The 25,834-nt window shown below is 48.7% G+C and carries 18 protein-coding genes and 2 pseudogenes; 18 read left to right on the forward strand and 2 right to left on the reverse strand.

Features of this window, described 5'->3' with window-relative positions; genetic code table 11:
- Positions 1-51: 51 nt before the first annotated feature.
- Together ACIFO6_RS17695 and ACIFO6_RS17700 are read left to right on the forward strand one after the other, a co-directional pair.
- Positions 52-1,788, forward strand: a complete 1,737-nt coding sequence (locus tag ACIFO6_RS17695) for an ABC transporter ATP-binding protein (RefSeq protein ID WP_430042503.1) — start codon at positions 52-54, stop codon at positions 1,786-1,788.
- On the forward strand, positions 1,769-3,607 hold the full coding sequence (locus ACIFO6_RS17700; RefSeq protein WP_430042420.1) for an ABC transporter ATP-binding protein: 1,839 nt from the start codon (positions 1,769-1,771) through the stop codon (positions 3,605-3,607). Before ACIFO6_RS17695 ends, ACIFO6_RS17700 begins: the two co-directional genes overlap by 20 nt.
- Positions 3,608-3,944: 337 nt before the next feature.
- On the opposite strand, the gene ACIFO6_RS17705 is transcribed toward ACIFO6_RS17700, so the two are convergent.
- Both ACIFO6_RS17705 and ACIFO6_RS17710 read right to left on the reverse strand, forming a co-directional pair.
- On the reverse strand, positions 3,945-4,766 hold the full coding sequence (locus ACIFO6_RS17705) for a copper amine oxidase N-terminal domain-containing protein (protein ID WP_430042505.1): 822 nt from the start codon (positions 4,764-4,766) through the stop codon (positions 3,945-3,947).
- Between the two features lie 58 nt (positions 4,767-4,824).
- On the reverse strand, positions 4,825-5,181 hold the full coding sequence (locus tag ACIFO6_RS17710) for a hypothetical protein (protein WP_430042422.1): 357 nt from the start codon (positions 5,179-5,181) through the stop codon (positions 4,825-4,827).
- Positions 5,182-5,389: 208 nt separating this feature from the next.
- On the opposite strand from ACIFO6_RS17710, the gene ACIFO6_RS17715 reads away from it, so the two are divergent.
- From ACIFO6_RS17715 to ACIFO6_RS17790, 16 genes and pseudogenes are all read left to right on the forward strand, one after another.
- On the forward strand, positions 5,390-6,589 hold the full coding sequence (locus ACIFO6_RS17715) for a phosphoenolpyruvate hydrolase family protein (RefSeq protein WP_430042424.1): 1,200 nt from the start codon (positions 5,390-5,392) through the stop codon (positions 6,587-6,589).
- Between the two features lie 142 nt (positions 6,590-6,731).
- On the forward strand, positions 6,732-7,949 hold the full coding sequence (locus tag ACIFO6_RS17720; RefSeq protein ID WP_430042425.1) for a Tm-1-like ATP-binding domain-containing protein: 1,218 nt from the start codon (positions 6,732-6,734) through the stop codon (positions 7,947-7,949).
- 25 nt (positions 7,950-7,974) lie between these two features.
- The gene (locus ACIFO6_RS17725; RefSeq protein WP_430042427.1) at positions 7,975-8,811 is read left to right on the forward strand and encodes a phosphoenolpyruvate hydrolase family protein; all 837 of its coding nucleotides are present in this window, start codon (positions 7,975-7,977) and stop codon (positions 8,809-8,811) included.
- A gap of 1 nt (position 8,812) precedes the next feature.
- Positions 8,813-8,986, forward strand: a pseudogene (locus ACIFO6_RS17730) (NAD-dependent malic enzyme); the annotation flags it as partial.
- A 133-nt stretch (positions 8,987-9,119) separates the two neighbouring features.
- On the forward strand, positions 9,120-10,031 hold the full coding sequence (locus tag ACIFO6_RS17735) for a helix-turn-helix domain-containing protein (RefSeq protein WP_430042430.1): 912 nt from the start codon (positions 9,120-9,122) through the stop codon (positions 10,029-10,031).
- A 127-nt stretch (positions 10,032-10,158) separates the two neighbouring features.
- Positions 10,159-11,658, forward strand: a complete 1,500-nt coding sequence (locus tag ACIFO6_RS17740; protein ID WP_430042432.1) for an alpha-glucosidase/alpha-galactosidase — start codon at positions 10,159-10,161, stop codon at positions 11,656-11,658.
- A gap of 599 nt (positions 11,659-12,257) precedes the next feature.
- On the forward strand, positions 12,258-14,423 hold the full coding sequence (locus ACIFO6_RS17745) for a glycoside hydrolase family 6 protein (RefSeq protein ID WP_430042434.1): 2,166 nt from the start codon (positions 12,258-12,260) through the stop codon (positions 14,421-14,423).
- Positions 14,424-14,794: 371 nt separating this feature from the next.
- Entirely contained in the window at positions 14,795-17,470 is a 2,676-nt protein-coding gene (locus ACIFO6_RS17750) for a PAS domain S-box protein (RefSeq protein WP_430042436.1), read from the forward strand.
- A 228-nt stretch (positions 17,471-17,698) separates the two neighbouring features.
- Positions 17,699-18,088, forward strand: a complete 390-nt coding sequence (locus ACIFO6_RS17755) for a GntR family transcriptional regulator (protein ID WP_044646746.1) — start codon at positions 17,699-17,701, stop codon at positions 18,086-18,088.
- The gene (locus ACIFO6_RS17760) at positions 18,081-18,983 is read left to right on the forward strand and encodes an ABC transporter ATP-binding protein (protein ID WP_430042438.1); all 903 of its coding nucleotides are present in this window, start codon (positions 18,081-18,083) and stop codon (positions 18,981-18,983) included. The genes ACIFO6_RS17755 and ACIFO6_RS17760 overlap by 8 nt, the downstream gene beginning before the upstream one ends.
- Positions 18,958-21,054: a multidrug ABC transporter permease gene (locus ACIFO6_RS17765; RefSeq protein ID WP_430042441.1), complete on the forward strand. Its 2,097-nt coding sequence runs from the start codon at positions 18,958-18,960 to the stop codon at positions 21,052-21,054. Before ACIFO6_RS17760 ends, ACIFO6_RS17765 begins: the two co-directional genes overlap by 26 nt.
- Positions 21,055-21,155: 101 nt before the next feature.
- A complete protein-coding gene (locus ACIFO6_RS17770) occupies positions 21,156-21,902 on the forward strand; it encodes a class I SAM-dependent methyltransferase (RefSeq protein WP_430042442.1) in 747 nt (248 codons plus the stop codon).
- A 167-nt stretch (positions 21,903-22,069) separates the two neighbouring features.
- Positions 22,070-23,524, forward strand: coding sequence for a PstS family phosphate ABC transporter substrate-binding protein (locus ACIFO6_RS17775; RefSeq protein ID WP_430042444.1), 1,455 nt, complete (start codon positions 22,070-22,072; stop codon positions 23,522-23,524).
- Between the two features lie 141 nt (positions 23,525-23,665).
- The gene (locus tag ACIFO6_RS17780; protein WP_430042445.1) at positions 23,666-24,904 is read left to right on the forward strand and encodes a hypothetical protein; all 1,239 of its coding nucleotides are present in this window, start codon (positions 23,666-23,668) and stop codon (positions 24,902-24,904) included.
- Positions 24,905-24,935: 31 nt separating this feature from the next.
- Positions 24,936-25,300 (forward strand): annotated as a pseudogene (locus ACIFO6_RS17785) (aldo/keto reductase); the annotation flags it as partial.
- Positions 25,255-25,803, forward strand: a complete 549-nt coding sequence (locus ACIFO6_RS17790; RefSeq protein ID WP_430042447.1) for a mismatch-specific DNA-glycosylase — start codon at positions 25,255-25,257, stop codon at positions 25,801-25,803. The pseudogene ACIFO6_RS17785 and the gene ACIFO6_RS17790, both read left to right, overlap by 46 nt.
- Positions 25,804-25,834 lie beyond the last annotated feature (31 nt).

The raw sequence follows: 25,834 nt of genomic DNA on the forward strand, positions 1-25,834 counted from the left end.
ACGCTGATCTGGAAGGACGGCTGTCGAGCAATTGGAGGAATGCTAGTGGGGATGATGTTCTCTTTTCTGAAAAAATACCGGGTTCCAGCCATCGCGGCTCTCGTGATGATGCTGCTGGAGCTGACGGTGGAATTGTCGCAACCGTATTTGATCTCCAAAATTATTGATGAGGGCATTCGGCAGCAGGATTTGTCCGTCGTCTGGTTATGGGGCGGTGTGCTGGTAGGAAGCGCCGTTATTGCTTTTATAGCAGGGATTTCTAGTTCCTTTTTTGCTTCCCATGCCAGTCAGGGCTTTGGTTATGATTTGCGGGAAAGGCTGTATCATAAGGTGCAATCCTTTTCCTATCCGGTGTTTAAACGTTTTGCTACCTCATCGCTGATTACGCGTTTGACGGGAGACGTTACGCAGGTGCAGGATACGGTGTTTATGAGCTTGCGGTTTATGACACGGGTGCCGCTGGTGGTGATTGGCAGCATCGTGATGGCGCTGGTCGTACATTTCAGGCTTGGACTGTTGCTGGCGGTCATGGCTCCAGTGCTGTTCGTATTTGTGCTGGTGATGATGCGGCGAACCGTCACGTTGTTTAAGGGCGTCCAGCGTCGTCTGGATGATGTTAACGGGGTGATTCAGGAGAATCTGACAGGTATCCGGCTCATACGGGTTTTTGTGCGGATGCGGCATGAAATCGAGCGCTTTGCCCATTACGGGGGCGAATTGATGAAAGGGACGGTTTCCGCTTTGCGCTGGACAGAAACGACGATGCCGTTCATTTTGTTTACGATGAATGCGGGAATTATCGCCGTGCTTTGGTTCGGACGGGGGCAAATTGCAACAGGGGATGCCAGTGTGGGACAGGTGGTCGCTGTCGTCAATTATTCACTGCGGACGATTGGAGCCTTGTCTGCCTTGTCGGGGATTGTTGTCGTGTTTTCCCGGGCGACCGCTTCCACGGCAAGGATTCGTGAGGTATTGGAGACACCTCATGAAGACCACGGAGAACGGGAGTCTATTCCAACACATAACACGCGAATCGAGGGACAGGTGGAACTGGATCGGGTGAGCTTTCACTATCCGGGCAACGATCTCGCGGTGCTAAAGGATATTTCCTTTATGGCTCGACCGGGTGAGCGCATCGCTATTATGGGGGCTACGGGGTCGGGTAAATCCTCACTTGTGCAGCTCATTACGCGTTTGTATGAAGAAAATGAGGGCCGGGTGCGCTTTGACGGCAAGGACGCGCGGGAACTGGACGCTTCCATACTGCGTGAGGCCATTGGGTACGTGCCGCAGGAGGTGCTTCTTTTCACTGGCTCGATTCGGGAAAATATCGCTTGGGGGCTGGAGAATGCCAGTCTGGAGCAGATTCAGGAAGCGGCTCGTATGGCGCAAATTCACGATATGATTGAACGCTTGCCACAAGGCTATGACACGATGCTGGGACAGCGCGGTGTGAATCTGTCCGGTGGACAGAAGCAACGGCTATCTATTGCTCGCGCGCTGGTGCGCCATCCGGCAGTGCTTATTTTGGACGATAGCACCAGTGCGCTGGATGTGCGGACAGAGGCGGCTTTGCTGGAGGCGCTGGAGGGCTTGTCCTGCACGACCTTTCTTATTACGCAGAAGATCAGCTCGACCGCAACGGCAGATCAGATTTTACTGCTGGATGAAGGCCGTCTGATCGCGAGTGGAAGTCATGAGCATTTAATGGACAGCTCGGAGCTGTATCGACGCATCTATGAATCACAATACAGAAAGGAGGAGTCGCATGTTCAAGGAACTCATTGATCCCTTCCGTCAGCCTACACCGCCGTCCGGTGTGCTGCGCAACCCAGCAGGAGCAGAGGGACGCCGCAAGGCCAAGGCCAAGAACTGGTCCGGCACGCTGGGCAGGATATGGGAGTATCTGGCCCGCCGCAAGGCCAAGCTAATGCTGGTGCTGTTCATGGTACTGCTCAGCTCCGGGCTGGCATTGCTGGGTCCGTATTTGGTCGGCGTTGCCGTGGACCATTTTCTGGAAGGTATGGGCGGACGCACATGGATGTATTTTCTCATTGGGCTGGGGGCTGTGTATTTGCTCAATTCGCTGACCTCCTGGCTGCAAAATATCTGGATGATCGAAATCGCCCAAGAGACCGTGTACCGGATGCGTTTCGACCTGTTTTCACATTTGCATCGCTTGCCGATTCCTTTTTATGGTAAACGTCAGCAGGGAGAGATTATGAGTCGATTGACCAATGATATTGAAAATGTCAGCTCTACGCTGAATAGCTCAGCCATTCAGATTTTTTCGAGCGTATTGACGCTGGTGGGTACACTCGCAGTCATGCTGTGGCTAAGTCCGCTGATGACACTGCTAACCTTTATCGTGGTGCCGCTGATGGCAGTCGGGATGCGCTGGATTACGCGCCGCACGGGTCCCTTATACAAGGAACGGCAGAAGAATCTGGGCGAACTGAACGGATACATCGAAGAAACGTTATCCGGGCAGCAAATTATCAAAGCATTTTCACAGGAAAAGAGGGTTATTCGCGGCTTTAGTGAACGTAATGACCGTATCCGTCTGTCGGGCTTCTGGGCACAAACGATTTCCGGCTTTATCCCCAAGCTGATGAACGGCCTGAACAATCTCAGCTTTGCCATTGTGGCAGGAATCGGCGGGATTTTGGCCATACACGGTTCTATTACCATCGGAACGATTATCATCTTTGTAGAGTATGCCCGCCAGTTCACCAGACCGCTGAATGATCTGGCTAACCAGTGGAATACCTTGCTGTCCGCTATTGCTGGAGCTGAGCGCGTATTTGAAATATTGGATGAGGATGAGGAGTCCAAGGACGAGCACAGCGCCGTAGAGCTGGAGCATGTCGAGGGTGCAGTTCGGTTTACCGATGTTTCCTTCGGCTATGATGCTGAGAGCGCTACGCTGAAAGACATCTCTTTTGAAGCCAAGCCTGGTGAGATGATCGCGCTGGTCGGTCCGACCGGGGCAGGAAAAACAACGCTGATTCAGCTGATATCCCGTTTTTACAGTCCCGACAAGGGAATGATCACGCTAGATGGGCGCGACATTACCACCATACAGCGTGAAAGCTTGCGCTCACGTATGGCGTTTGTGCTACAGGATTCCTTCCTGTTTCAGGGGACAATCCGTGAAAATATCCGCTTCGGCAGGCTGGATGCCACTGATGAAGAGGTAGAGGAAGCATCGAAGCTGGCGAATGCCCATTCCTTTATCATGAGGATGAAGGACGGATATGAGAAGGTGCTGGAGGTTAACGGCAGCGGCATCAGCCAAGGGCAAAAACAATTGCTGGCTATTGCCCGTGCTATTTTGGCTAACCCTTCGATCCTTGTACTCGACGAGGCAACCAGCAGCATCGACACGATTACCGAGATGAAAATACAAGAAGGACTGGCGCGGCTTATGCAAGGGCGAACGAGCTTTGTCATCGCGCATAGACTGAATACCATTCGTCAGGCTGACCGGATTCTGGTCTTGAAGGATGGTCGTCTGGAGGAGCAGGGCTCGCATGATGAGCTGCTGGCTCATAAAGGCTTTTACAGTGATTTATATTATGGTCAGTTGAGAAAGCAAAGCTCTTAGGCTGGAGCTGGATAAATAGATTTGCAGGCGTGATGCTGGAGCTTTATGATGATAAAAAGGGCTACCCCAGGGTTAAATGTACCCTATGTAAAGGACCATTCTAAAGAAAGACTAGATTATTTGGACATGGATTGTTGGAACCCCATATGCTTCACCATTTTTTGAAAATCTGGATGCGCATAGTGGGGTTCCTTGGTCAGAATGAATCAAAGCTTTGAAGGCTTTAATCGTGGATAGATACGCTCGTTTATCTTGGATCATCAGCTTTACTTTTAACTCAATTTACAGCCTTACGATTCATCTGCTAGGAAAACAGTACCATTTTACTTGAGGGATCTTATGGTTTTAGCGTTCTTCCCTTAAAGAGAATATACGACAGCTCATGTTTGATCATTTTATTATTCTCTATTGTTTTCACATAATCTATGTCATCTTCGCGAGTTACAATTTCATCCTTATCTATACTGGGTCTTTTACGATTTCTATTTTCGCCCGCCGTGCTGTTGTCAGAAAAAATAAAAGTAGTATTTAAATCTTCAATGCCCTCACTAATCTTTTTCCCTGTCATATTCTTAGCTGTGATTGAGAGATGAATCTTTTCTCCCATGATCAATTTGTACGATAACAACTGGAATGCATTTTCATTATCCACTTGTTCTCTAAAATGATCCAAATCTTCTACATTCTCCATCATAGGTGTCTTCATTAATTCCTTCCCAGAGAGGGAATACAGTTTATTTTGCTGATCCCATTCCTGGTGTATGTCTAAGTTCTTGGTAAGTACCCCTAAAGGGACAAACATCGCATTTTTATAAAGCACAGGGACGGTATCCATCACGGACGTGTTCGAGTCGGTAACAATCTCAGTGGAGTTCATTTTAAACTCAACCTTGTGTGTTCCAAACTTAATTGTAGCCGTATTAGAAGTTGGGTTATACGTAGTCTGTCCTCCCAACAAATCATTAATGGATCTCAAAGGCACCATATAGCGATTGTTCTTATCAATATAAGGGGCTTTGGGGGCTGTGAACAACACATAGTAGTTGTTAATCTTCAAAAATGGAGAGCTTGGTTCTATACTGTGAGCTGACATTTTTCCTGTATAGGGTTGAGAAAAGCAAAATACCATTACACTTAAAAGCAGAATCCTAAACAGCATCTTTCCCACAAAATTTCCTCCTTAAAAGAGAGGGGCAAAAAAGCCCCTCTCATAAAATTCAGTCTAAAAATATACTGTCTGTTTCCTCTCCTCCGTGCACGTAATCCACTTCAACTTTACTCCGTGGCATAGAACAATAATCATAGGTTTGGCTGTTTCGCCAAGGGATATTATCTTCTGAATTTGTACCGATATAGGATGTAGCCCAACGAACTTTTCTGATGTAAGAACCATCATAATAGTCTTGTCGATCTTGTATCTGGCCTATGCTTGTCGTTCTTTTGATAAGGTTACCATTACCAGTCGCAGTCCAACCAGGAGCGGGCTTAACCCAGCTTCTTTGGATCTTAGTACCGTCTGCATAACCCGTTACAGTCAAGGCAATGTTACCGTCAGAAGGGACATAAAATTTCATTTGTACTTCCTGATCAGGCTCAAAGCGTGGCGTAAATGTATAAGGGGTCTTTACACCACCATCCGGCGGTATTCCTTGAGCTTAGGTGACCATGAAATGGCATGTTATAATAAGAGGACAATGAGGATGGTTCCTGCGGAATCATAAGGCTGTCTTACGATGAGCTGGGCCTGGCGAGAAATCTGTAGAGATGAGGGGCTGATGGAGCTTGAACAGAATAGCCATACTGGAGCGTCTTCAATCACAGCTGTACGAGGGTAATCACATCATTGGCGTCTCGACAAGCACAGGGATCACAGCCAGGTATGCAGCTCATAGCGGAGCGGACTTTATATTAATGCTGAACTCCGGCAAGTTTCGCCAGATGGGGAGAAGCTCTCTGGCGGGCTTTTTGCCGTTTTGCAACAGTAATGATATGGTGATGGATTTTGCGTCAAGAGAAATTGTGCCGTTGGTGAGGCATGCTCCCGTGCTCTTTGGACTGAATGCGAATGATCCAACCAGAGAAATGGCCGATTATATTGAGGAAATCAAGGGCAGAGGCTTTTCGGGAGTCAATAATTATCCGACTGTCGGTCTGATGGACGGATTGTTCAGAGAGGCTCTGGAGGAAGACGGAATCAGCTATGACAGAGAGGTTGAGGCCATACGTCTGGCCCATCGACAGGAGTTGTTTACGGTGGCCTTCGTATTTGACGAGCTTCAAGCGGCCCAAATGATTGAGGCGGGGGCAGATGTAATCTGTGCTCATCTTGGCCTGACCGAGGGCGGATTATTGGGTGCGCGGAAGGTTGTATCCTTAGAGGCTACCAAATCAAAAGCGCTGCGTATTTTCGATGCCTGCAAGCACCTTAAGCCGGATTTGATCAAGATGATTTACGGCGGTCCGGTAAAGACGCCGGTCGATGTCCAGTACATGTACAGCAACAACACAGACATTATGGGCTATATTGGCGGATCTGCCTTTGAACGAATTCCTTCGGAGAAGTCAATTACGGCAATTACTCGCGATTTTAAGCGCCTGGGCAAGCTGGATGAGGACGATTTTATGGCCAAAATGCTGAACGGCATCACCAAGCATTATGATTACGTTGAGTTTGTCAAGGAGTATGTGGCACAAAACTACAGCAGTGAAATTGTTTTTTCGGATCTGGCCAAGGTTGCTCATGTTTCGCGCAGCTATTTGAGCAGCTTGTTTAAAAAGGAGGTTGGCTGCAGCTTTCAGACCTATCTTGTGAGCTTCCGCATAAATAAAGCTGTCACGCTACTCCATGCGCCGCAGCTTCAATTATCCGAGGTGGCTGGGATGGTAGGGTATCCGGATTATGCCCAATTCAGCAAAATGTTTAAAAAGCTTAAGGGCTGCTCACCCAAGCAGTACAGATCTAACCTAAACACAAAAACATAGAACATAAAAGCGTTTTCATGAATAAACAGGACCAGTATGATGAAGCTATAGCGATCATACTGGTTTTTCTGTTAGCGAAAAAATCAGCATGCTACCCTGCGATCGAACATTGTACTAAATGATCATACGAGGAGGCAGCAGAATGAAGACCATCGCAATAGCTGGAACGTTTGATACGAAAGGCGATGAGTACCTTTACATCAAGAGGATTGCAGAGCAGCTTGGGATGGGGACCTTGATGATTCATACAGGCGTATTCGAGCCGGCCTTTATTCCGGATGTGTCCAATCGGGAAGTCGCTCGCGCCGCAGGCATGGACATGGAGGAGCTTGCGGCAAGGAAGGATCGGGCTTTGGCTACAGAGGTATTGTCCAAAGGCCTGAAGAAGCTGGTACCACAGTTGTACAAGCAGGGTAAATTTGACGGAATCATTTCCTTTGGAGGCACTGGCGGGACCTCACTGGTCGCACCGGCCATGAGAGCCCTGCCAATTGGCGTTCCAAAGGTGATGGTATCGACCGTTGCTTCTGGAAATACAGCTCCATACGTAGGCACGAGTGATATCGTCATGATTCCGTCTGTGGTGGATGTAGCAGGATTGAACTCGATTTCTACGAAAATCTTCACAAATGCGTTATTTGCGATAGCGGGAATGCTCAAGTTTGAACATGCGCATGAACCGGAGAAGAAGCCGCTGGTTGCAGCCACGATGTTCGGAGTAACCACGCCCTGTGTGACAGCGGCAAGAAAATATTTGGAGGAAAGGGGCTACGAGGTGCTTGTGTTCCACGCCACGGGCATCGGAGGGCAGTCGATGGAGGCGTTGATCGAGGCGGGCTTCATTGAAGGGGTATTGGACTTGACGACGACGGAGTGGGCGGATGAAATCATCGGCGGTGTCTTGAATGCAGGGCCGCATCGCTTGGAGGCTGCAGGCCGCCATCGCATTCCGCAGGTGGTCTCGGTGGGCGCCTTGGATATGTGCAATTTTGGGCCGAGAGATACCGTGCCGGAGAAATTCAAGGATCATAAGTTTTATCAGCATAATCCGACCGTAACCCTGATGAGAACTACGGTGGTAGAAAATGAACAGATCGGCAGGAAGCTTGCGGAGAAGCTGAACATGGCAAAGGAAAGCACCGTGCTAATGCTGCCGCTTAGGGGCATTTCTGCAATTGATGTGGAGGGGCAGCCTTTCTACGGCCTGGAGGAGGACCGAATGCTGTTCGATACCCTGCGTAAGCATGTCGACATCTCGGTTATTGAAGTGATTGAATTGGATTGCGCCATCAACGATCCGGCCTTTGCAGAGGCCGCAGCTCAAAAACTGATTGCTCTCATGCAAGCATCAAATTCCTAAGAATCTAATAAGGAGGATATACGAAATGAATAAGCTGACCAGATCAGAAATTATGACTAAATTCAGGAAAGAGGTAAAGGCGGGTAAAATTCTCCTCGGTGTCGGGGCAGGCACAGGCATTACGGCCAAAAGCAGTGAAGCGGGCGGAGCGGATATGCTGATCGTATACAATTCCGGCCGATACAGAATGGCGGGCCGCGGCTCGCTGGCGGGCTTGCTTTCCTATGGAGATGCCAATCAAATCGTCGTTGAAATGGGAGCCGAGGTGCTGCCGGTCGTCAAGCATACGCCTGTTTTGGCAGGGGTATGCGGCACCGACCCGTTTAGAGTGATGGAGGTATATTTGAAGCAATTGAAGGAGCAGGGCTTCAGCGGTGTTCAGAACTTCCCTACAGTAGGCTTGATTGATGGGGTGTTTAGACAAAACCTGGAGGAAACCGATATGGGGTACGACCTTGAGGTTGAAATGATCCGTAGCGCCCATGAGCTGGATTTGCTGACTACTCCGTATGTTTTTGATCCCGCTCAGGCGAAGGCTATGGCGGAGGCGGGAGCCGACATTTTGGTTGCGCATATGGGCTTGACGACCAAGGGCACGATTGGTGCAAAAACAGCGCTGACCCTAGACGACTGTGTAGAACGAATCGAGGCGATTATTAAAGCCGGTCGGGCTGTGAACCCGGATATCATGATTATTTGCCACGGCGGACCAATTGCAGAGCCGGAGGATGCGACTTATGTCATTGAGAGAACGAAGGGCATCGATGGATTCTTCGGCGCGTCCAGCATCGAGCGCTTTGCGGCAGAGAAGGGCATCACACAGCAGACCGAGTCCTTCAAGTCGATTCGGAAATTTAATTGAGAATGCCTCAGATGTACAAGGGAAGGCGGTAGACAGTATTGTGTTTGCCATGGCTAATCCAGAGCCGGAGATTGCGCCTGAGCAAGCTATCCCGCATGTTCGTGTACTTGCCACGGGTTGCAGCCACTATCCCAACCAGATTAACAATGTGCTTGTGTTTCCGGGTATCTTCAGGACGTATTCCACCGGATTTCAGATAGTGTACTAGAGCGAAATAGAATTACATAGCATCGTCTGTTAAACTGTGAAAATAGGCGGTTGCAGATACGTTGCCGTGTTAGCCTGATCTATTTTGCGGAGGTGGGGGGATGAACGGAAGTCTGTTTGAGCCACGGCTGCGTGACGGGGATTATATTCCCCGTTTTTTTGCTTACTATTACAAGCAGTGGCACGATTACACCATGCCGTATCACGATCATCATTCTACCGAAATTATGTACATGATCTCCGGCTTGTGCCGGGTGGATGTACAGACAGGAGAGAAGGCAGGAGAAAGCATCACGCTGCGCAAGGGAGAGTTTATTATGCTGGACGCGGGTGTGTCGCATCGACTGGTCGTAGAAGGAGAGCAGCCATGCCGGATGCTGAATGTAGAGTTCGGTTTTACGGAAGGGGTGCGAGTAGGTCCGTCTATTCGACAAATGGCAGGGGAAGAGCACGAGGTCACTGCCTTCATGTCGCGTCCATTTCCTTATCTGGTGCTGTCTGACCCGGAAGAGGTGTATTATACGCTGAAAAGCCTCGTGCTGGAGCTGGATCAGCGAAAAGAGCATCCAAGTGCAATGGCTGAGCTGCTGTTTATGCAATTGCTCGTGCGAATTGCGCGTTTGCGTGAGGAAACGGAACGGAGTGACACGCAGCAAACGGATGTCTACATTAAACGATGTATCGAATTTCTTCATCTCAACTATGACCAGGAAATTCTGGTGAAGGATATGGCAGCAGCGGTGAATCTGCATCCGGGGTACTTGCATCGCATTTTCAAAAAACATACCGGACAAACGCTTACCGCTTATTTGACGATGCTGCGGATGGACAAGGCCCGAATGCTGCTCCAGCAAACGGACATTCCCATTCACGAAATTGCCGATTATGTAGGCGTGGGCAGCAGGCAGTATTTCCATATGCTTTTCAAAAAGCACACAGGCAAGACACCTGTCGAATACCGCACTGCCGTGGAACGCCATGTGTGGAACTATGCGGAGGATGAAGAGGGATAAGGCGGCAAGTTAAGTTAGGATTTTTGACACCTAAACGCGAATCTGGTCATGATTTTGATAACGCTTCCCTCTGGCAAATTGCTACAATGACGGTATACTACACATCTAACGCTGGAGGTTGAATGCCGTGTCATTTAAGGTGACTTTTATTGGAGCGGGGAGCATCGGCTTTACCCGTGGAATTTTGCGAGATCTGTTGACGGTGCCGGAATTTAACGAGATTGAAGTAGCTTTTACGGACATTAATCAGCACAATCTGGATATGGTCACTGAGCTGTGCCAGCGGGATATTCGGGAGAACGGTTTGTCTATTCAAATACAGTCCTCCACGGACCGGAAAGTGGCTTTGAAGGATGCCAAATATGTGATTTGTACGATCCGGGTTGGCGGGCTGGAAGGGTTTGCGACCGATGTAGACATTCCGCTGAAATATGGCGTGGATCAATGCGTGGGCGATACGCTGTGTGCAGGAGGTATTATGTACGGGCAGCGTGGCATTGCGGAAATGCTGGAGATCTGCAAGGATATCCGCGAGCTAAGCGCACCAGATGTGCTGCTGCTGAACTACTCGAACCCGATGGCGATGATGACCTGGGCCTGCAACAAGTACAGCGGTGTACGTACGATTGGGTTGTGTCACGGTGTACAGCATGGGCATCACCAAATTGCTGAAGTATATGGCTTGGAGAAGCAGGATGTGGACATTGTGTGTGCCGGAATCAATCACCAGACATGGTACATTCAGGCGTCACATGAAGGCAAGGATCTGACAGCTGGACTGCTGGAGGCTTTTGAAAAGCATCCCGAATATAGCCGCACCGAAAAGGTACGCATCGACATGCTTCGCCGTTTTGGCTATTACAGCACCGAATCGAACGGCCATCTAAGCGAGTATGTTCCCTGGTACCGGAAGCGTCCGGATGAAATTCTCGACTGGATTGATCTGGGAAGCTGGATTAATGGAGAAACGGGAGGCTATCTGCGTGTATGTACGGAAGGACGCAACTGGTTTGAAACAGATTTTCCAAACTGGATGAAGGAAGATCCACTGGAGTACAAGTCGGAAAAACGCGGTGAGGAGCATGGCTCCTACATTATCGAAGGACTGGAAACAGGACGTGTATACTGTGGACATTTTAATGTCGTCAACAACGGAGTGATTTCCAATCTGCCGGATGATGCGATTATTGAGGCGCCCGGATATGTGGATCGTAACGGCATTTCCATGCCTCTTGTGGGTGAACTGCCGCTCGGCCCTGCGGCTGTCTGCAATGTTAGCATTTCCGTGCAGCGATTGGCAGTTGAAGCTGCCGTGCATGGGGACGACAAGCTGTTGCGGCAGGCGTTCATGATGGACCCACTGGTGGGTGCGGTATGTAATCCGAAGGAAATCTGGCAAATGGTCGATGAAATGCTGGTAGCGCAGGAAGCGTGGCTTCCACAATACGGAGCGGCAATTGCCGAGGCGCGTCAACGTTTAGCTGCGGGCGATCTGATCCCAACTCGTGCGTATGAGGGAGCGGCAAGGCTTAAGGTCAAGACGATTGAGGAAATGCAGTTGGATCGGGAGGCGGCCAACAAAAATGCGGGCGAATCCGACAAAGGCAAGGAACGCGAAAAGGAGTAGCCTAGCTAGGCCTGGCAGCTTGGTACAATGGCATGAGCGCTCACTGCATGTACATGCATGATGAATGGCCGTGAGGCTGCACTACGATGAATAGGGTATTTTCATGGCGATGAGAGCCTGAAAATACCCTATTGGTGTCGATAGATTTAACGATTTGGCATAGTACGGAGTTTGGAGTTTATCATTGTCGATTTGAGCTGACGGAAATTAAAGAAAATAGCCTAATTTTTTCTAAATCCGCTTTTTGGTGTCGATCCCGTAGGTCGGGAGAGCTTGTCACAGCAGGCATAGTTCATCTTATGAAGGACTCGGCCCTGGGAAGTGGGGAGACAGCAAAAACGGGTACTGTGGCAATTCATGTGCCTAATTAATAATTTAATCCTTAATTTATTCAATTTACATCAGTTTTCCAGCCCACTATAATCTAACATAGGAGGTGACAAAAAGGGGAGGAAGTAAGCGCGTGAAAAAATAGAAAGCGCTTACCTTAGCAGCTAAGAACGCCGCTTTTTTTGGAGAAAGATGGCGTAACTCACACATAATCATGTAACAATCAGGTGCCGCCATAGGAAGATTCAACAAAATCTACGGAAAGATAGGTGAAGCAATTGAAAACAAAGCAAGTGCTTCGTAAAGGCATGAAGTATGCTTTTGCGCTATCACTCGTCGCAAGCAGCTTTCTACCAGGTGCAGGATTTACGGATAAAATACATGCAGAATCCCATGTGGACAATCCTTATCAAGGGGCAACCAAATATGTTAGTCCTGATTATGCGGCTAGCGTCGATACATCGATTGCCCAGGTTACAGATTCTACACTGAAAGCGAAAATGCAAACCATCAAAACGTTCCCGACTGCCGTATGGCTCGATCGCATCGCTGCTATTAACGGCGGTGGAGGCAAGCTTGGTTTGGAAGCGCATCTGGATCAAGTGTTGACACAAAAGAAAGGCAACACACCGATTACGGCAGAGTTTATTGTATATGATCTGCCCGGACGGGATTGTAAAGCCTTGGCTTCCAACGGTGAGCTGCCGTTGACCCAAGCGGGTCTGGAAACGTACAAAAAGGATTATGTCGATAAAATTGCTGCTATTTTTGCCAAACCGAAGTATCAGGATATCCGCATTGTAGCGATTATTGAGCCGGACAGTTTGCCGAATCTGATAACGAATCTGAATGATCCCAAATGTGCTCAAGCCAAATCTACAGGGATTTATGAAGCTGGCGTGAAATATACCATGAACAAGCTGAACGCGATTCCGAACGTCTACAAATATGTAGATATCGGTCACTCCGGTTGGCTGGGTTGGGATAACAACCGTTCAGCAACCGTCACACTGTTCACGAATGTTTTCACAGATACGAGCAAAGGACTGTCCAGCGTGGACGGCTTTATCACGAATACAGCCAACTCTTCCCCATTGACAGAGCCTAATCTGCCCGATCCAAACCTGAATATTGGCGGACAGCCGATCAAATCGTCCAAGTACTACGAATGGAATCCTAACTTCGATGAACTGGATTTCACAGAGTCCTTGCATAGAGATTTTGTAAACGCAGGTTGGCCGAGCTCACTCGGTATGCTCATTGATACAGGCCGTAACGGATGGGGAGGACCTAACCGTCCGACTGCCGCTGTCGGCAGTGATATTAACTCCTATGTGAACTCAGGCCGTATAGACAAACGCTCGCATCGTGGCAACTGGTGTAATAACAGCGGAGCAGGTATGGGTACGCCGCCGCAAACAGCTCCAGCTTCCCATGTCGATGCTTATGTATGGGCGAAACCTCCGGGTGATTCCGATGGTTCCAGTTCGCTTATTCCGAACGATGAGGGTAAAGGCTTTGACCGATATTGTGATCCTACCTATACAACCAAGGATGGCACATTAACAGATGCTTTACCGAATGCACCTATTTCAGGAGCTTGGTTCCATGATCAGTTTGTCATGCTTGTGCAAAATGCATATCCAGCGATTGTCCCTTCATCTGGTGGCGGAACAACTCCTACACCAGCCGCTCCGGCAGTACCAGCGGGCTTAAAGGCGACAGCGGGTAATGCGGAAGTGAAGCTGACTTGGAATGCGTCCACTGGGGCCGACAGCTACACGGTAAAACGTGCAACCAGCGAAGCAGGTCCTTTTACAGCCGTTGCGCCTCTTGTTACTGAGAAAGAGTACACAGATAAGGGTCTGACCAACGGAACCACTTATTTCTATGTTGTAAGTGCTACGAATACGAAAGGAACAAGCAAGGATTCCACTGCGGTAAGCGCTGAGCCAAAAGGAACACCTACAGATCCAACGGACCCTACAGATCCTACAGAACCAGCGGGTGATCTGGTTGTAATGTATCGGGCCGGGGATACCGATCCAGCTAATAACGCAGTCAAGCCTTTCTTAAATCTGAAAAATAAAGGTACAACACCCGTGATGCTGAGTGAGCTGAAAGTCCGGTATTATTTTACGAAAGATGGCAGCCAAGAGCTGCAATCCGCAGTAGACTATGCGCAAGTAGGCAATGATAATGTGCTGCGAACTATTACTGACAATTATATCGAAATTGGTTTCAATGCTGCTGCCGGTACGCTTGCAGCTGGAGCGCAAACAGGTGATATTCAGATCCGTATCAACAAAAGCGACTGGTCTAACCTGGACGAATCCAATGATTATTCCTTCGATCCTACCAAAACCTCTTATACAGAATGGAATAAAGTAACATTATTCCATAATGATAAGCTGGTGTGGGGAATCGAGCCTTAGGATTGGGACAGAAGATGTGCGCTTAAGCAATGGAAGAGCCCCGAAGGAAAAGCTACGGCACAACTGCCGTAGCTTTTTTTGATCGTGTTTAGATAAAGAACCTCATGACCAAGAGAATAAGCATTCAATTGTGTATAATGAAAAAGAATGCTGTTCTACTGTGGAGGTCATCATGAGTAAAAAAGGATCAAGCTCATTCACAGACTAGTATTGACGTGGCACTTGAAGTGGATGCGGAGCGGTTTTTGCGTCATTTTCTGAGTCGAGTGGTATAAAAAATAATTCAAAAGATTGCCGATGACACTGCATCGGCAATTTTGTGCATGCATGTTAGACTGCGCCCTCATAAACCACAAAGGAGGAGATTTATTGTGTTTTCTGCTGCTCAACGACTGCCTTTGCTGGAACACATGTACAATCATGCCCCGACAGGGATAGCCATTTTCTCCAGGGACGGAAAATGTCTGTATGTCAATCCGGCCCTTTGTCACAAGGTCGGATACAAGCAGGAGGAATTGCTGAAAACCCGATATTATCATTTGTTGTATAAAGGAGATAAAGATCGACAAGCGTTGCAGGACGCCTATACGGGCTGGCTGAAAGCTACGGATCAAGTGTACAAGGCAGAGCTTCGATTAAGACATCAGCGGGGAACATCCGTCTGGTTATCGCTGGAATTAACGATATTTGATGACCCGGCTACGGGTCAAACGTATCTGATTGCCTACGCGATGGACATCACAGAGAAAAAAGACATGCAGCAGGTACTCTCGGACAATGAGGACTTGTACATGCTAATTACAGAAAATACGCCGGATGTGATCTCGTTCAGCACGCCGGACGGGAACCTTCAATATGTTTCTCCTTCGGTAGAAAAACTTCTTGGCTACACTAGGCAGGAAATGCTCGGCAAAAAACGGCTCGAATTTTATCATGCAGAAGATGCCGATTATATGAGAGTACATGGAATCTTCCAGGAAACAGGTATTATGAAGCGTCGTGTCCGTCACAAGGACGGGCATTATTTGTGGCTGGAAGTGTCATACCGCATCATTCGGGATGAGGAAGGCAAAATCAAGCGAGTTTTGTCCATCGGCCGCAACATCACCGAGCGCCAGAAGAGCGAGGAAAATCTTGCAAAAGCTCAGCAACTGGCGATGTTTGGCTCATGGGACTGGGATTTGGTTAACGACGTTTTGCATTTTTCCAAGGAATTCCGCAGCATTTTTGGCTTTAGCGTAAAGCCGGTCGAGACAAGCATTGATTCTTTTCTGGATGCTATTCATCCAGAGGATAAAGAGCGAATGATCGAGATCATTACGAACGTCATTTTAAAAGGGATTCATAAAGAAACCTTTTATCGGATTGTACTGCCTAATGGTGAACAGAAAGTGCTGCGTTCGACCTGGGAAGCGGAAATGGACGAGCGCGGAGAACAGCCGATTCAAATTGTCGGTATGGTACAGGATGTCACGGAGCACCAAAAAATGGAGCAACGCCTTCGTGAAAGTGAAAATCGTTATAAATCGCTGTTTCAGCATAACCCGCTCGGCATATGCGCCATGAATATGAAAGGTCAAATCCTGAGCGTGAATCCCAGTCTGGAGGAACTTATTGGTTATACAAGGAAAGAACTGCTTGGGACTGGAGTTCTTGTGATGGCTTCTTCCGAGGAACGGGACAAGATTAGGCATCATATGGAGCTGGCCAAGCAGGGAGAAACGCAAACCTATGAATCAGAGTTCATACATAAGGATGGGGAGCGCTTGTTTATCAAGGTAACCAATATCCCGATTTTTGTGTATGAGCAAATTGTGGGCTGCTACGGCATCTTTGAAAATGTCACTCCGCTCAAAAGCTACATCGCCCAAATCGAAAAGCTCAGCAACGAGCATTCACTCATTCTGAACGCCGTATCCGAAGGCATTGTGGGCTTGAGCACCGAGGGGCATGTCCGTTTTATGAATCCGGCGGCGGCTTCCATGTTTGGAGTGGGGGCCGAAAATTCACTGAATGGGACATGCACGGATATGATCCGCCATGTCGATGAGATAAGCAGCCATTACCCGGATGAGCAGCCATCCATTCTTCAGGCGATCCGCAGTGGCGCTTCTTATCAGGCTGAGGAAGCCGTGTTTTGGAAAAAAGACGGGTCCAGCTTCCTCGTCTCTTATCGGATCAGTCCCCTGATGGATAATGGGGAGCGTAAAGGGGCCGTAATGGTTTTTGTAGATATAACGAATGAAAAGGAAATCATCCGGGCCAAGGAATCCGCCGAGCGGGCCGACCGGGCCAAGTCAGAATTTCTTTCTGTGATGAGTCATGAGCTTCGTACACCTATGAACGGAATTATCGGAATGGCTGGACTGCTCGCGGACACTGAATTGGATGAGGAACAGCGAAGCTATATCGATATTATTACCAATAGCAGTAGTGCTTTAATGCAGATATTGAATGAAATACTGGATTTGAGCAAAATTGAGGCTGGCAAAATGTCGCTGCTGCACGAACCTTTTGAACTTGAGGATATGATGGGCAGTGTGGCGGACCTATTTCTCAAGCAGGCTATGGAAAAAGACATTGAGCTGGAGTGGCACGTGGATCAGGAATTGCCGGGGGTCCTTGTCGGTGACCATGTGCGTATCCGGCAGGTGCTGGTGAATTTGGTGAGCAATGCAATCAAATTTACGGAGCGAGGGCGTGTAAACATCTTTGCCGAGAGCAAGGCTTACAGCAGCCGTACAAAGAAATGCTTGATTGAGTTCAGTGTAACCGATACTGGCATCGGTATTCCCGCAGATCGCCAGCATCTATTGTTTCAGCCCTTTTCCCAGCTTCATCCGGCACTGAACCGGAAATATGGAGGAACAGGCTTGGGGCTGTCCATCTGCAAAAACCTGGTCAGTCTGATGGGCGGCTCCATTGATGTGGATAGTGACGAGGCCAGAGGAGCCACGTTCCGGTTTCAGCTAGATCTTATGCTACCGGAAGGGGAAGCACCTGCGAATATAAGCCGTGACGAATCTTACGAATCGACGGAATGCTAAAAGAAATAGCCAGTCGTGGTGCTTAACGCATCACGGCTATTTTTATGTTCAAGTGGAATGTTAACGATGATTTCAAGACCCAGCTTTCTGAGTTGGTCTTTTTTTTCTGTAATAAATAACTAAAGAAATGATTGACAAACTGTTCTGACTGTATTATTAATAATAGTACAGTTAGAACAGTTTAAAGGATGCAGATGAATCTGATCAAGTCTTGAAAGGAGGAAGTCTATGTTCGAGCTGGATATCCGCAGTCGTAAGCCGATCTACGAACAGTTAATAGACAAGGTAAAGGAAATGATTGTATACGGATCTCTTCAGCCGGATGAGCAATTGCCTTCTGTACGGGTTTTATCCGCTCAGCTTACGGTGAATCCCAATACGATTCAGAAGGCGTATCGAGAGCTGGAACGCGAAGGATACATCTATTCCGTCCAAGGCAAGGGCAGCTTTGTCACCCCTGCCGAGCATCAGCCGCAGCAAATGAAGCGGGATGAGATTCGGGCGGCGCTGTTGAAGCAGATGATCGAAGCTGTCCATTTCGGTTTTACGCAGCAGGAAGTGGACGCCTTATACGTGGAAGCTACGCAATTGAAGGAAAGGGGGATGTCCCTTGATTGAATTAAGGGAAGTCACAAAAACATTTACAGAAGAAAAGGCTGTCGATCAGCTCGCCCTCACGGTGAAGAAAGGCTCTATTTTTGGACTTTTGGGCTCTAACGGAGCAGGTAAAACGACGCTGCTCAAAATCATCGCCGGGATTTACAGACCGGATACTGGCAAGGTGCTAATCGGTGGACAGCCGGTGTATGAGCAGCCAGAAGTCAAGCAGCGCATTCTGTTTATGCCGGATACCCCTTATTTTTTTCCGCAAGCGACGATTCGCCAGATGGCCCGGTTTTACCGCTCCATTTATCCGAGCTGGAGTGAGGGCCGCTACATACAGCTTACCGACATTTTCAAGCTTGACCCGAAGCGTAAGCTTCACCGTTTTTCCAAGGGGATGAAGCGTCAGGCCGCTTTTTTGCTTGCCTTGAGCTGCATGCCAGAGCTGCTGATTCTGGATGAGCCGATCGACGGACTGGACCCTGTGATGCGACGGATGGTCAAAAATTTGCTGTTCCAGGAAACCGCCGCACGTGAGATGACCGTCGTGATTTCATCCCATAATTTGCGTGAAATTGAAGACATGTGTGATCATGTCGGCATTATGCATCAGGGACGTATGTTGTTGGAAAAAGAGGTTGACGACCTCAAGTCCGATACGCATAAGGTGCAGGTTGCCTTTCGTGACAGCACGCATGAGGAAGCCGTCTGTGGACAACTTCCGGTTGTACATAAGGAGCGCAGAGGCAGTGTTCTGCTGCTTATTATCCGGGGGGAACGAGAGCAGATTACAGAAACGATTCAGGCGTATGAGCCGCATGTGTTCGATTTACTGCCGTTGACGCTGGAGGAAATTTTCATTTATGAAATGGAGGACGCAGGTTATGACATCCAACCGATTCTTCTGTAGCGGCGGCGTGATTCGCCAAAGCCTGAGACAGCATGGCTGGATCGGTCTGTTGTACTTGGTGGGATTATTGTTTACAGTGCCGCTGCCGTTATTTATGAGTATCGGACACGAACGGGTGCCTACGGTTTTGAGAAGCCTGTTCGATAGTGCAAACTCAGGTAATGATTTGCAAAATATGATTTTATTGACCGTACCAGTGCTGGCAGGTGTGATGTTGACTCGTTTTATTCAGCGGCAGGGGCCATCTGATTTGTATCACAGTCTGCCATTACGCAGGGAACATCTGCTAACGGCACATTTGATCAGTGGTCTCATCCTCTTGCTCATACCCGTGTGGCTCACGGCGGGAGTGACGGCTTGGGTTAACGCCACGAATGATCTGCCTTATATTTTTCACATGAATGATGTTGGATCATGGGCATTGGTCGTCTCGGTCATTAGCATTTTTCTTTTCGCTTTTACTGTGTTTGTAGGTATTTGCGTAGGGCAATCGCTGCTGCAAACTGCTGTAGTGTACGTTTTGATGGTGCTCCCCTTCGTTCTGTCATCCATGATTAGTGGCTTTCTGGGGCATCATTTGTACGGTTACTATCAGGTCAGTGGAACAATAGTTCGTTATAGTAATGGCATGGAGTTACGTAGTAACATTAATATTTGGCATTCTTTATCGCCGTTTATTCGCTTTACGGAATTGCTGAAAACTCCATTTTCATATATTGAACTGCTTGTTTATATTGGTGTTTCTTTGCTGTTTGTGATCTTGAGCTATGTGTTGTATCGCAAACGGCTGGTAGAGAAGGCAACACAAGCAATGGCATTTACCTTCTTCCAGCCCTTATTTAAAGCAGGTGTGATGCTGTGCGCTATGCTGCTAGTAGGGGAGTATTTTAATAATGTAAGCGGACAAGGTAAAGACTGGTCTATCTTCGGCTATATACTTGGAGCTATTTTGGGCTATATCGCTGTGGAGATGGTGATTCGCAAGACGTGGCAAATTGTACGTGTCCGTGCTTTGCTGGAATTGGTCGCTTACACCGCTGTGTTAGGTCTGGCAATGTACATGCCGACTTCAAGTTGGGTAGGTTACGAAGAGCGAATTCCAACTGCACATTCCGTGGAGCAAGTTTATGCCGGACCAAGTTTGTATTTGGAGGGTGGCTTTACACGAAAAGAACTTTATTTTTCGCAGGATAAAGCCTTTATCGCTTCTGTACTGAATCTACAACGTGAGCTTGTGCTGGCACATTCAGCCGGACAGATGTCCGGGTCCAAAAATGAACCTCAGCAAATGATATCCATTGCCTATCGCCTTGATGATGGTTCGATTATGACCCGAAGCTATACATTTCCCGAGCAGCCTTTCCGGGCAGCGCTGGCAAAGGTCATGGTGTCTGAGCCATACAAAACGGTAGCATACACTTTAGATAAGCTGGATGGCAAAGCCGAGACGATCAGCATTAAATCAGGGGATGATGAGGAACGGAGGGTGATACTGACTGATCCGAAAGAAATTCGCGAATTTGAAGCTGTGCTGAAAGAAGAAATTTTGGATATGAGCTATAGCGAAATGCAGTCTGGAAGTTATCCGCTGGGGAATATTGAGATTATGCATAAAGCTTCCTCTATTTCCAAATATGAGCCGGAATGGGCTCGTAATGTTGCATTTAACTGGCGTTTATCCTTTCACAAACTGGAAGGTTGGCTGAAACAGAAGGGATATGCCGACAAGGTAATGGTCACCTCGAAGGATATACTTTCTGTGCGTGCTGTTCCAATTGTTTCTCAGGAGATGAAACCTTATCAATCTGGTCAGTATATCGAAGACGTCAATTTATTCAGAGATATACAGCAGAAGCATAAAGCAATCGTCATTGAAGATATGAAGCTCTGGAAAGCTATTTTGGAAAACCGCAGATCCTATAACTATACTCCGGATATGGAGAAAGGCACTTACCTGATACAGATCAAAATCAAACCTTTATATGGTTTAAATGCTCACACAGGCTATTATTTATTAAATCCAAAAGACATGACACCTGAGCTTGCGAAGGCTCTACCAGCAGCTCCTTAAAACAGCACAGAATGGCAGGCAAGGGCTCCCCCTGATTTGGGCAGACGTAGAGGCGTAGAGAGATAGAGCGCAGAACATAAAGAGAGCAGAGTTTTATAATAATGTCAGCCCAATTCAGGAAGGAGCACCATAAGCAGTCCTTTGCTGGGTGGGATTTCTCATTCATCTCGGATACAGGACGCGTAGCGAGCGAGCCCTTGGACTGGTCTTATACCAGCAAGGCCATGACGCTCATCCATTCATCCACGGCGATGCTGGATATGGGAACGGGCGGAGGAGAACTTCTGTCACGGCTACGTCCTTTTCCAGAGATCGTATGTGCGACAGAAGCGTATGCACCGAATATTCCTGTTGCCAAGGAACGATTGGAGCCGCTGGGTGTGCGTGTTATGGCTATAGATGACGACAATTCACTTCCATTTGATGATAACGGGTTCGATCTTGTGCTGAATAAGCATGAGGCATTTTCTCCAGCGGAAGTGCGGCGTATTTTGCGTCCGGGCGGTACGTTCTTGACCCAACAGGTCGGGGGCCTGGATTGTGTGGGCATTAATGACCGTTTGGAAGCGCCTTATAGCGAGTATGCAGACTGGTCCCTTTCTCAAGCGATTACCGGTCTGAAAAGCAACGGCTTCGAAATCGTGGAGCAGCGGGAACAGTTTCCGATACAGCGGTTTTACGATATCGGAGCGCTTGTCTACTACTTAAAGGCGATTGAATGGCAGATTGCTGATTTTCAACCAGAGAGATATATAGAACAGCTGTATGGCCTACATCTAGACACTCAACGTGATGGGTATTGGGACGTGAAGCAACACCGTTTTTTGATCCAGGCAAGAGCGATATAAAATTATTAAGTTCAATATCCAGAAGGTCTTCCTCCAAGGAAGGCCTTTTTGGGTGTGCTTCTCTATGGTGAAAACAAAATCTCGTATACTAATCTTTACCATAATTGTACAATGAAAAAGCAGTGGCTTAAAGGCTCATTTCATTTAAAAGATATAGGGGGATGTACATGTCTGATCCAAAGGGAATTATAACCAAGCCAGAAACAGGTGCCTCCATGCGGCTAGCATGGTTTTGGCCGTGGCTGGGCGGTACATTTATGTTTGGATTGTTTTCAGTCATGTTTAATGTATTTTGGAGTATGGCTGTGGCGTCTAATGTACAGCTTTTGCTGAGGCGCGAAGGTGTGACGGATACTGCGGTCATTGTGATGATGATATTATACGCCTGGATTATAGGTCTGATTTTTGCTGCTTACGGTGTCTGGAGTGCACGTGCTTCCAGTCTGCGCAAGCTTCCGCTCATGCTGACAGGGCTGTTATCATTATTATGTGGCCTGGGTTTATGGATTGTGGGGTTACAAGGCTCTGGCGGCCAACCAGCCGAAGTGTGGAGCAATTCGTGGCAACTGTTTTCAATCTATCACGCGTGGGCGGAGCCTGTACTGGAGGTATTAGAGCCTTATACACAGCATGGTGAAATCTGGTTTCTGCTGACTGCACTGCTGCCAATCGCCGGAATGGTAGTGGGCGTTGGGGTGGATCGTTATCCGTCGGTGACAGGAAAGAACGGAAAGGTAGATCGTAGATGGCAATGGGTCGTTGCTGCCATGTCAGCCGCGCTTGTTATTGTGTTGACCATTGCACTGATGCTGCCTCATCGTCCGTTGATCGCAGAACGGGATTTTCCAGTGGTCGATGGGGCTACAGCGGCGATTCCGTTCGCACAGGATATGCTGCATGAGCTGACCGGAATGAGCAAGGCGCGCGCGGCGCACGAATTGAGATTCAACACAACGCATCAGGCGTATGTAAATCTGATCGACAAGAAAGCGGATCTCATTCTGGTGGCCGGACCATCCGATGGGGAGCTGCAACTTGCGAAAAGTCAGGGAGTGAACATGAAGCTTACTCCCATTGGGCGGGATGCGTTTATTTTCCTCGTTCACAATGACAATCCTGTTCATACGCTGTCTTCAAAGCAGATTCGTCGTATTTATGAAGGCTCCATTCATAATTGGAGTGAAGTGGGAGGCAAGACTCAGCCGATTGTAGCCTATCAGCGGGAAGAAAATTCGGGAAGTCAGACTTATATGCAAAAGAAAGTGATGGCTGACCATGAGATGGCCAAGCCGCCCCGGGAGCGCACGATTGGCATCATGGGTGGTATGATTAACGCAGTTGCCGATTATAACAAGGATCACAATGCGCTCGGGTATTCGTTTTATTATTTTGCCAATGTGATGCATAAGCGGCAAGAAGTTAAATTTTTGTCCATTGACGGAGTGGTGCCGAATAAGGAAAATATTCGTTCGCAACAGTATCCGTTCACCGCTCAATTGTTCGTGGTCACACGGGAAGGAGAGAAGTCCAGCCCTTCGGTTCAACGGCTGCTCCAGTGGCTGCAAAGCGAAGATGGCAAACGGATCATTGAAGAAGGCGGCTTTGTTCCTGTACATCCGTAGACGTGGTTTTCCATACCGTCGATTTTGGGTTTTCATCCGTGAAGAGTGAAACGAAGACAGCAGGGTAATACATAGGATATACCTTGCTGCCGTTGCATACCCTCGCAGCATTGTACTAACACAGTAAGGGGATGAACGAAAATGAAGAAAAAATTACCGGCATGGGCGCTTTTGCTCGCCATATCCATCATGACAGCAGGTTGTGGAGCAGGTGCAACACAAGCAGGACCCACTGGACAGCAAGAGCAGAACGGTCAAACCGTTCAAGAGGGGGAAAATGGTACAACTGGCGGTACAGGCACGGCATCGGGGGCAGGTGGACAAGCATCCACAGATGCGAATGCGGCGAAGGTTCGTATGGACGATGTTACCGCGCTGCGCCTGATCGACGGTAAATCCGGCTGGATCGGCGGGAAGGGCTGGATTGCCCGGACAGACGCAGGTACATCCGGTTCAGCCGGAGCAGCATGGGATGTGCAATATCAGGGTCAAGGGACAGTGCAGCAAATTTTTGCCTTGAATGGGCAGCAGGCATGGGCCGTCATGGCAGACAGCGGTACGCTGCTGGCGACTCAGGATGGAGGCAAACGCTGGGAAAGTACCGGGACGGTGCCGAAGCAAGGACAAGCGGGCTTTTTACACTTTGTATCGTTCAAGGAAGGATTCAGCGGAAACCAATATACGAAGGACGGCGGTCAAACCTGGTCCGCGCTTCCTGTACCTGATCACACCGTTGGACAACCCTACTATCATGATCAGCAAAACGGTTGGGCGGTAACGCAAAGCACAGAGGGCTCGTTCCGTTTCTTACACACAACGAATGGCGGTCAGAAGTGGACTACCGTTCTGTCACGGACCACCGAAGCGCCCCTGAACGGTGTAACCATTCGTTCGGTAGAACGCGGAAACGCTTGGATTGAGCTGGTTGGGGATACAGGTATGAATCAGACCTCATATTCGCTCTGGCATACTGCCGATAGCGGCCAAAGCTGGCGTGCTGTGCTGGCCAATGCCACCGCTGGCGCGGGTCCGGCTCCAGGTATTAGTCAGCAAGACCATCAGGTTCCCAAGAACGAAGGGGCGGCACTGGGGATGCTTTATGCCGTAAACAGCAGTACCGCGTTGATGGGCGGCTACTGCGCACCGTGTGACAAGCCTAATACCATTGGCTGGACGAATGACGGCGGCAAGACGTGGAACAACGGCAAGCAAAGCTTTGACGGCTATGGCGGTCAGCAAATCGGAATGGCCAATGCCAAGGAAGGCTGGGCTATTTTCTCCGATTCAGAGAAGGCCCCGGTAATGTATACCACCTCGGATGGTGGACAGCATTGGACCCAGGGCCATGTCTTTGACAAGCCTGCGCCATCAGGTTCCTGAGCAGATAAGTTCTGAGTAAATAAAGTAAGGAGTGCTATATCATGCGGCTTCGCGGGGAATTGAATATGATCTGTTCCCCTGGAGCCGTACACATGGCGTGCCTGTGATGGCGTATTGCCCGATTGCACAAGGCGGACGTCTGCGACGGGGACTGCTAGAGCATCCCGTGATGGTGGACATCGCTGCCAGCCACGGGGTACGCCATCCCAGATTGCGCTCGCATGGGTCATACGGGACGGTGATGTCTGGGCAATCCCGAGGGCGGTACAGGAATCGCATGTACGGGAAAATGCAGCGGCAGCGAATATCCGGCTCACTCCTGAACAACGGCAACAAATAGGAGGGACCCCATGGAAGAGAGAGAAACAGGAACCAGGACAGAGCTGCATGAGGTAGATGATCATCTGGATTACGGATTATCTGTCATATTCATCGGCTTTAATCCTAGCTTGAAGTCAGGCGAAGTGGGGCATCATTATGCGAACCCACGCAACCGTTTTTGGCGCATACTGGAGGGAGCGGGATTGACCCCTCGCTTGTATGATCCATCAGAGGATCGGGAGCTGCTCAAGCTTGGCTATGGTTTTACGAACATTGTTGCCCGGCCCACGCGGGGAGTGGACGACATTGCACGCGAGGAATACGCCGAAGGACGTCTGAAGCTGTATGCCAAGCTAAAGGAATACCGTCCTAAGGTTGCCTGTTTTGTCGGCAAAGGCGTATACACCGAATACAGTAAAAAATCCAAAGCAGATTGGGGATTCCAGCCCGAGCCGATGATCCCCGAGATGCATGAGTTTGTTGCCCCTTCATCCAGCGGACTGGTTCGCATGTCACTGGAAGAGATCACAGATATTTACCGCCGTCTCCAGACGTTTCTGACAGCAGAAATCGTCTGATAGGCAGCGAGAATAATGGATTCAGCCAGAA

Origin of the sequence: Paenibacillus sp. NRS-1781 (assembly GCF_050467745.1) — a bacterium.
GTDB classification, from domain to species: Bacteria; Bacillota; Bacilli; order Paenibacillales; family Paenibacillaceae; genus Paenibacillus; species Paenibacillus terrae_A.

Bases quoted from the DNA above. Each gene is read 5' to 3' on its own strand.
- ACIFO6_RS17775 (WP_430042444.1), top strand. From the start codon at position 22,070: ATGTCTGATCCAAAGGGAATTATAACCAAGCCAGAAACAGGTGCCTCC.
- ACIFO6_RS17770 (WP_430042442.1), top strand. From the start codon at position 21,156: ATGTCAGCCCAATTCAGGAAGGAGCACCATAAGCAGTCCTTTGCTGGG.
- ACIFO6_RS17705 (WP_430042505.1), bottom strand. From the start codon at position 4,766: ATGCTGTTTAGGATTCTGCTTTTAAGTGTAATGGTATTTTGCTTTTCT.
- ACIFO6_RS17700 (WP_430042420.1), top strand. From the start codon at position 1,769: ATGTTCAAGGAACTCATTGATCCCTTCCGTCAGCCTACACCGCCGTCC.
- ACIFO6_RS17725 (WP_430042427.1), top strand. From the start codon at position 7,975: ATGAATAAGCTGACCAGATCAGAAATTATGACTAAATTCAGGAAAGAG.
- ACIFO6_RS17765 (WP_430042441.1), top strand. From the start codon at position 18,958: ATGACATCCAACCGATTCTTCTGTAGCGGCGGCGTGATTCGCCAAAGC.
- ACIFO6_RS17735 (WP_430042430.1), top strand. From the start codon at position 9,120: ATGAACGGAAGTCTGTTTGAGCCACGGCTGCGTGACGGGGATTATATT.
- ACIFO6_RS17710 (WP_430042422.1), bottom strand. From the start codon at position 5,181: ATGAAATTTTATGTCCCTTCTGACGGTAACATTGCCTTGACTGTAACG.
- ACIFO6_RS17780 (WP_430042445.1), top strand. From the start codon at position 23,666: ATGAAGAAAAAATTACCGGCATGGGCGCTTTTGCTCGCCATATCCATC.
- ACIFO6_RS17755 (WP_044646746.1), top strand. From the start codon at position 17,699: ATGTTCGAGCTGGATATCCGCAGTCGTAAGCCGATCTACGAACAGTTA.
- ACIFO6_RS17695 (WP_430042503.1), top strand. From the start codon at position 52: ATGATGTTCTCTTTTCTGAAAAAATACCGGGTTCCAGCCATCGCGGCT.
- ACIFO6_RS17790 (WP_430042447.1), top strand. From the start codon at position 25,255: ATGGAAGAGAGAGAAACAGGAACCAGGACAGAGCTGCATGAGGTAGAT.
- ACIFO6_RS17720 (WP_430042425.1), top strand. From the start codon at position 6,732: ATGAAGACCATCGCAATAGCTGGAACGTTTGATACGAAAGGCGATGAG.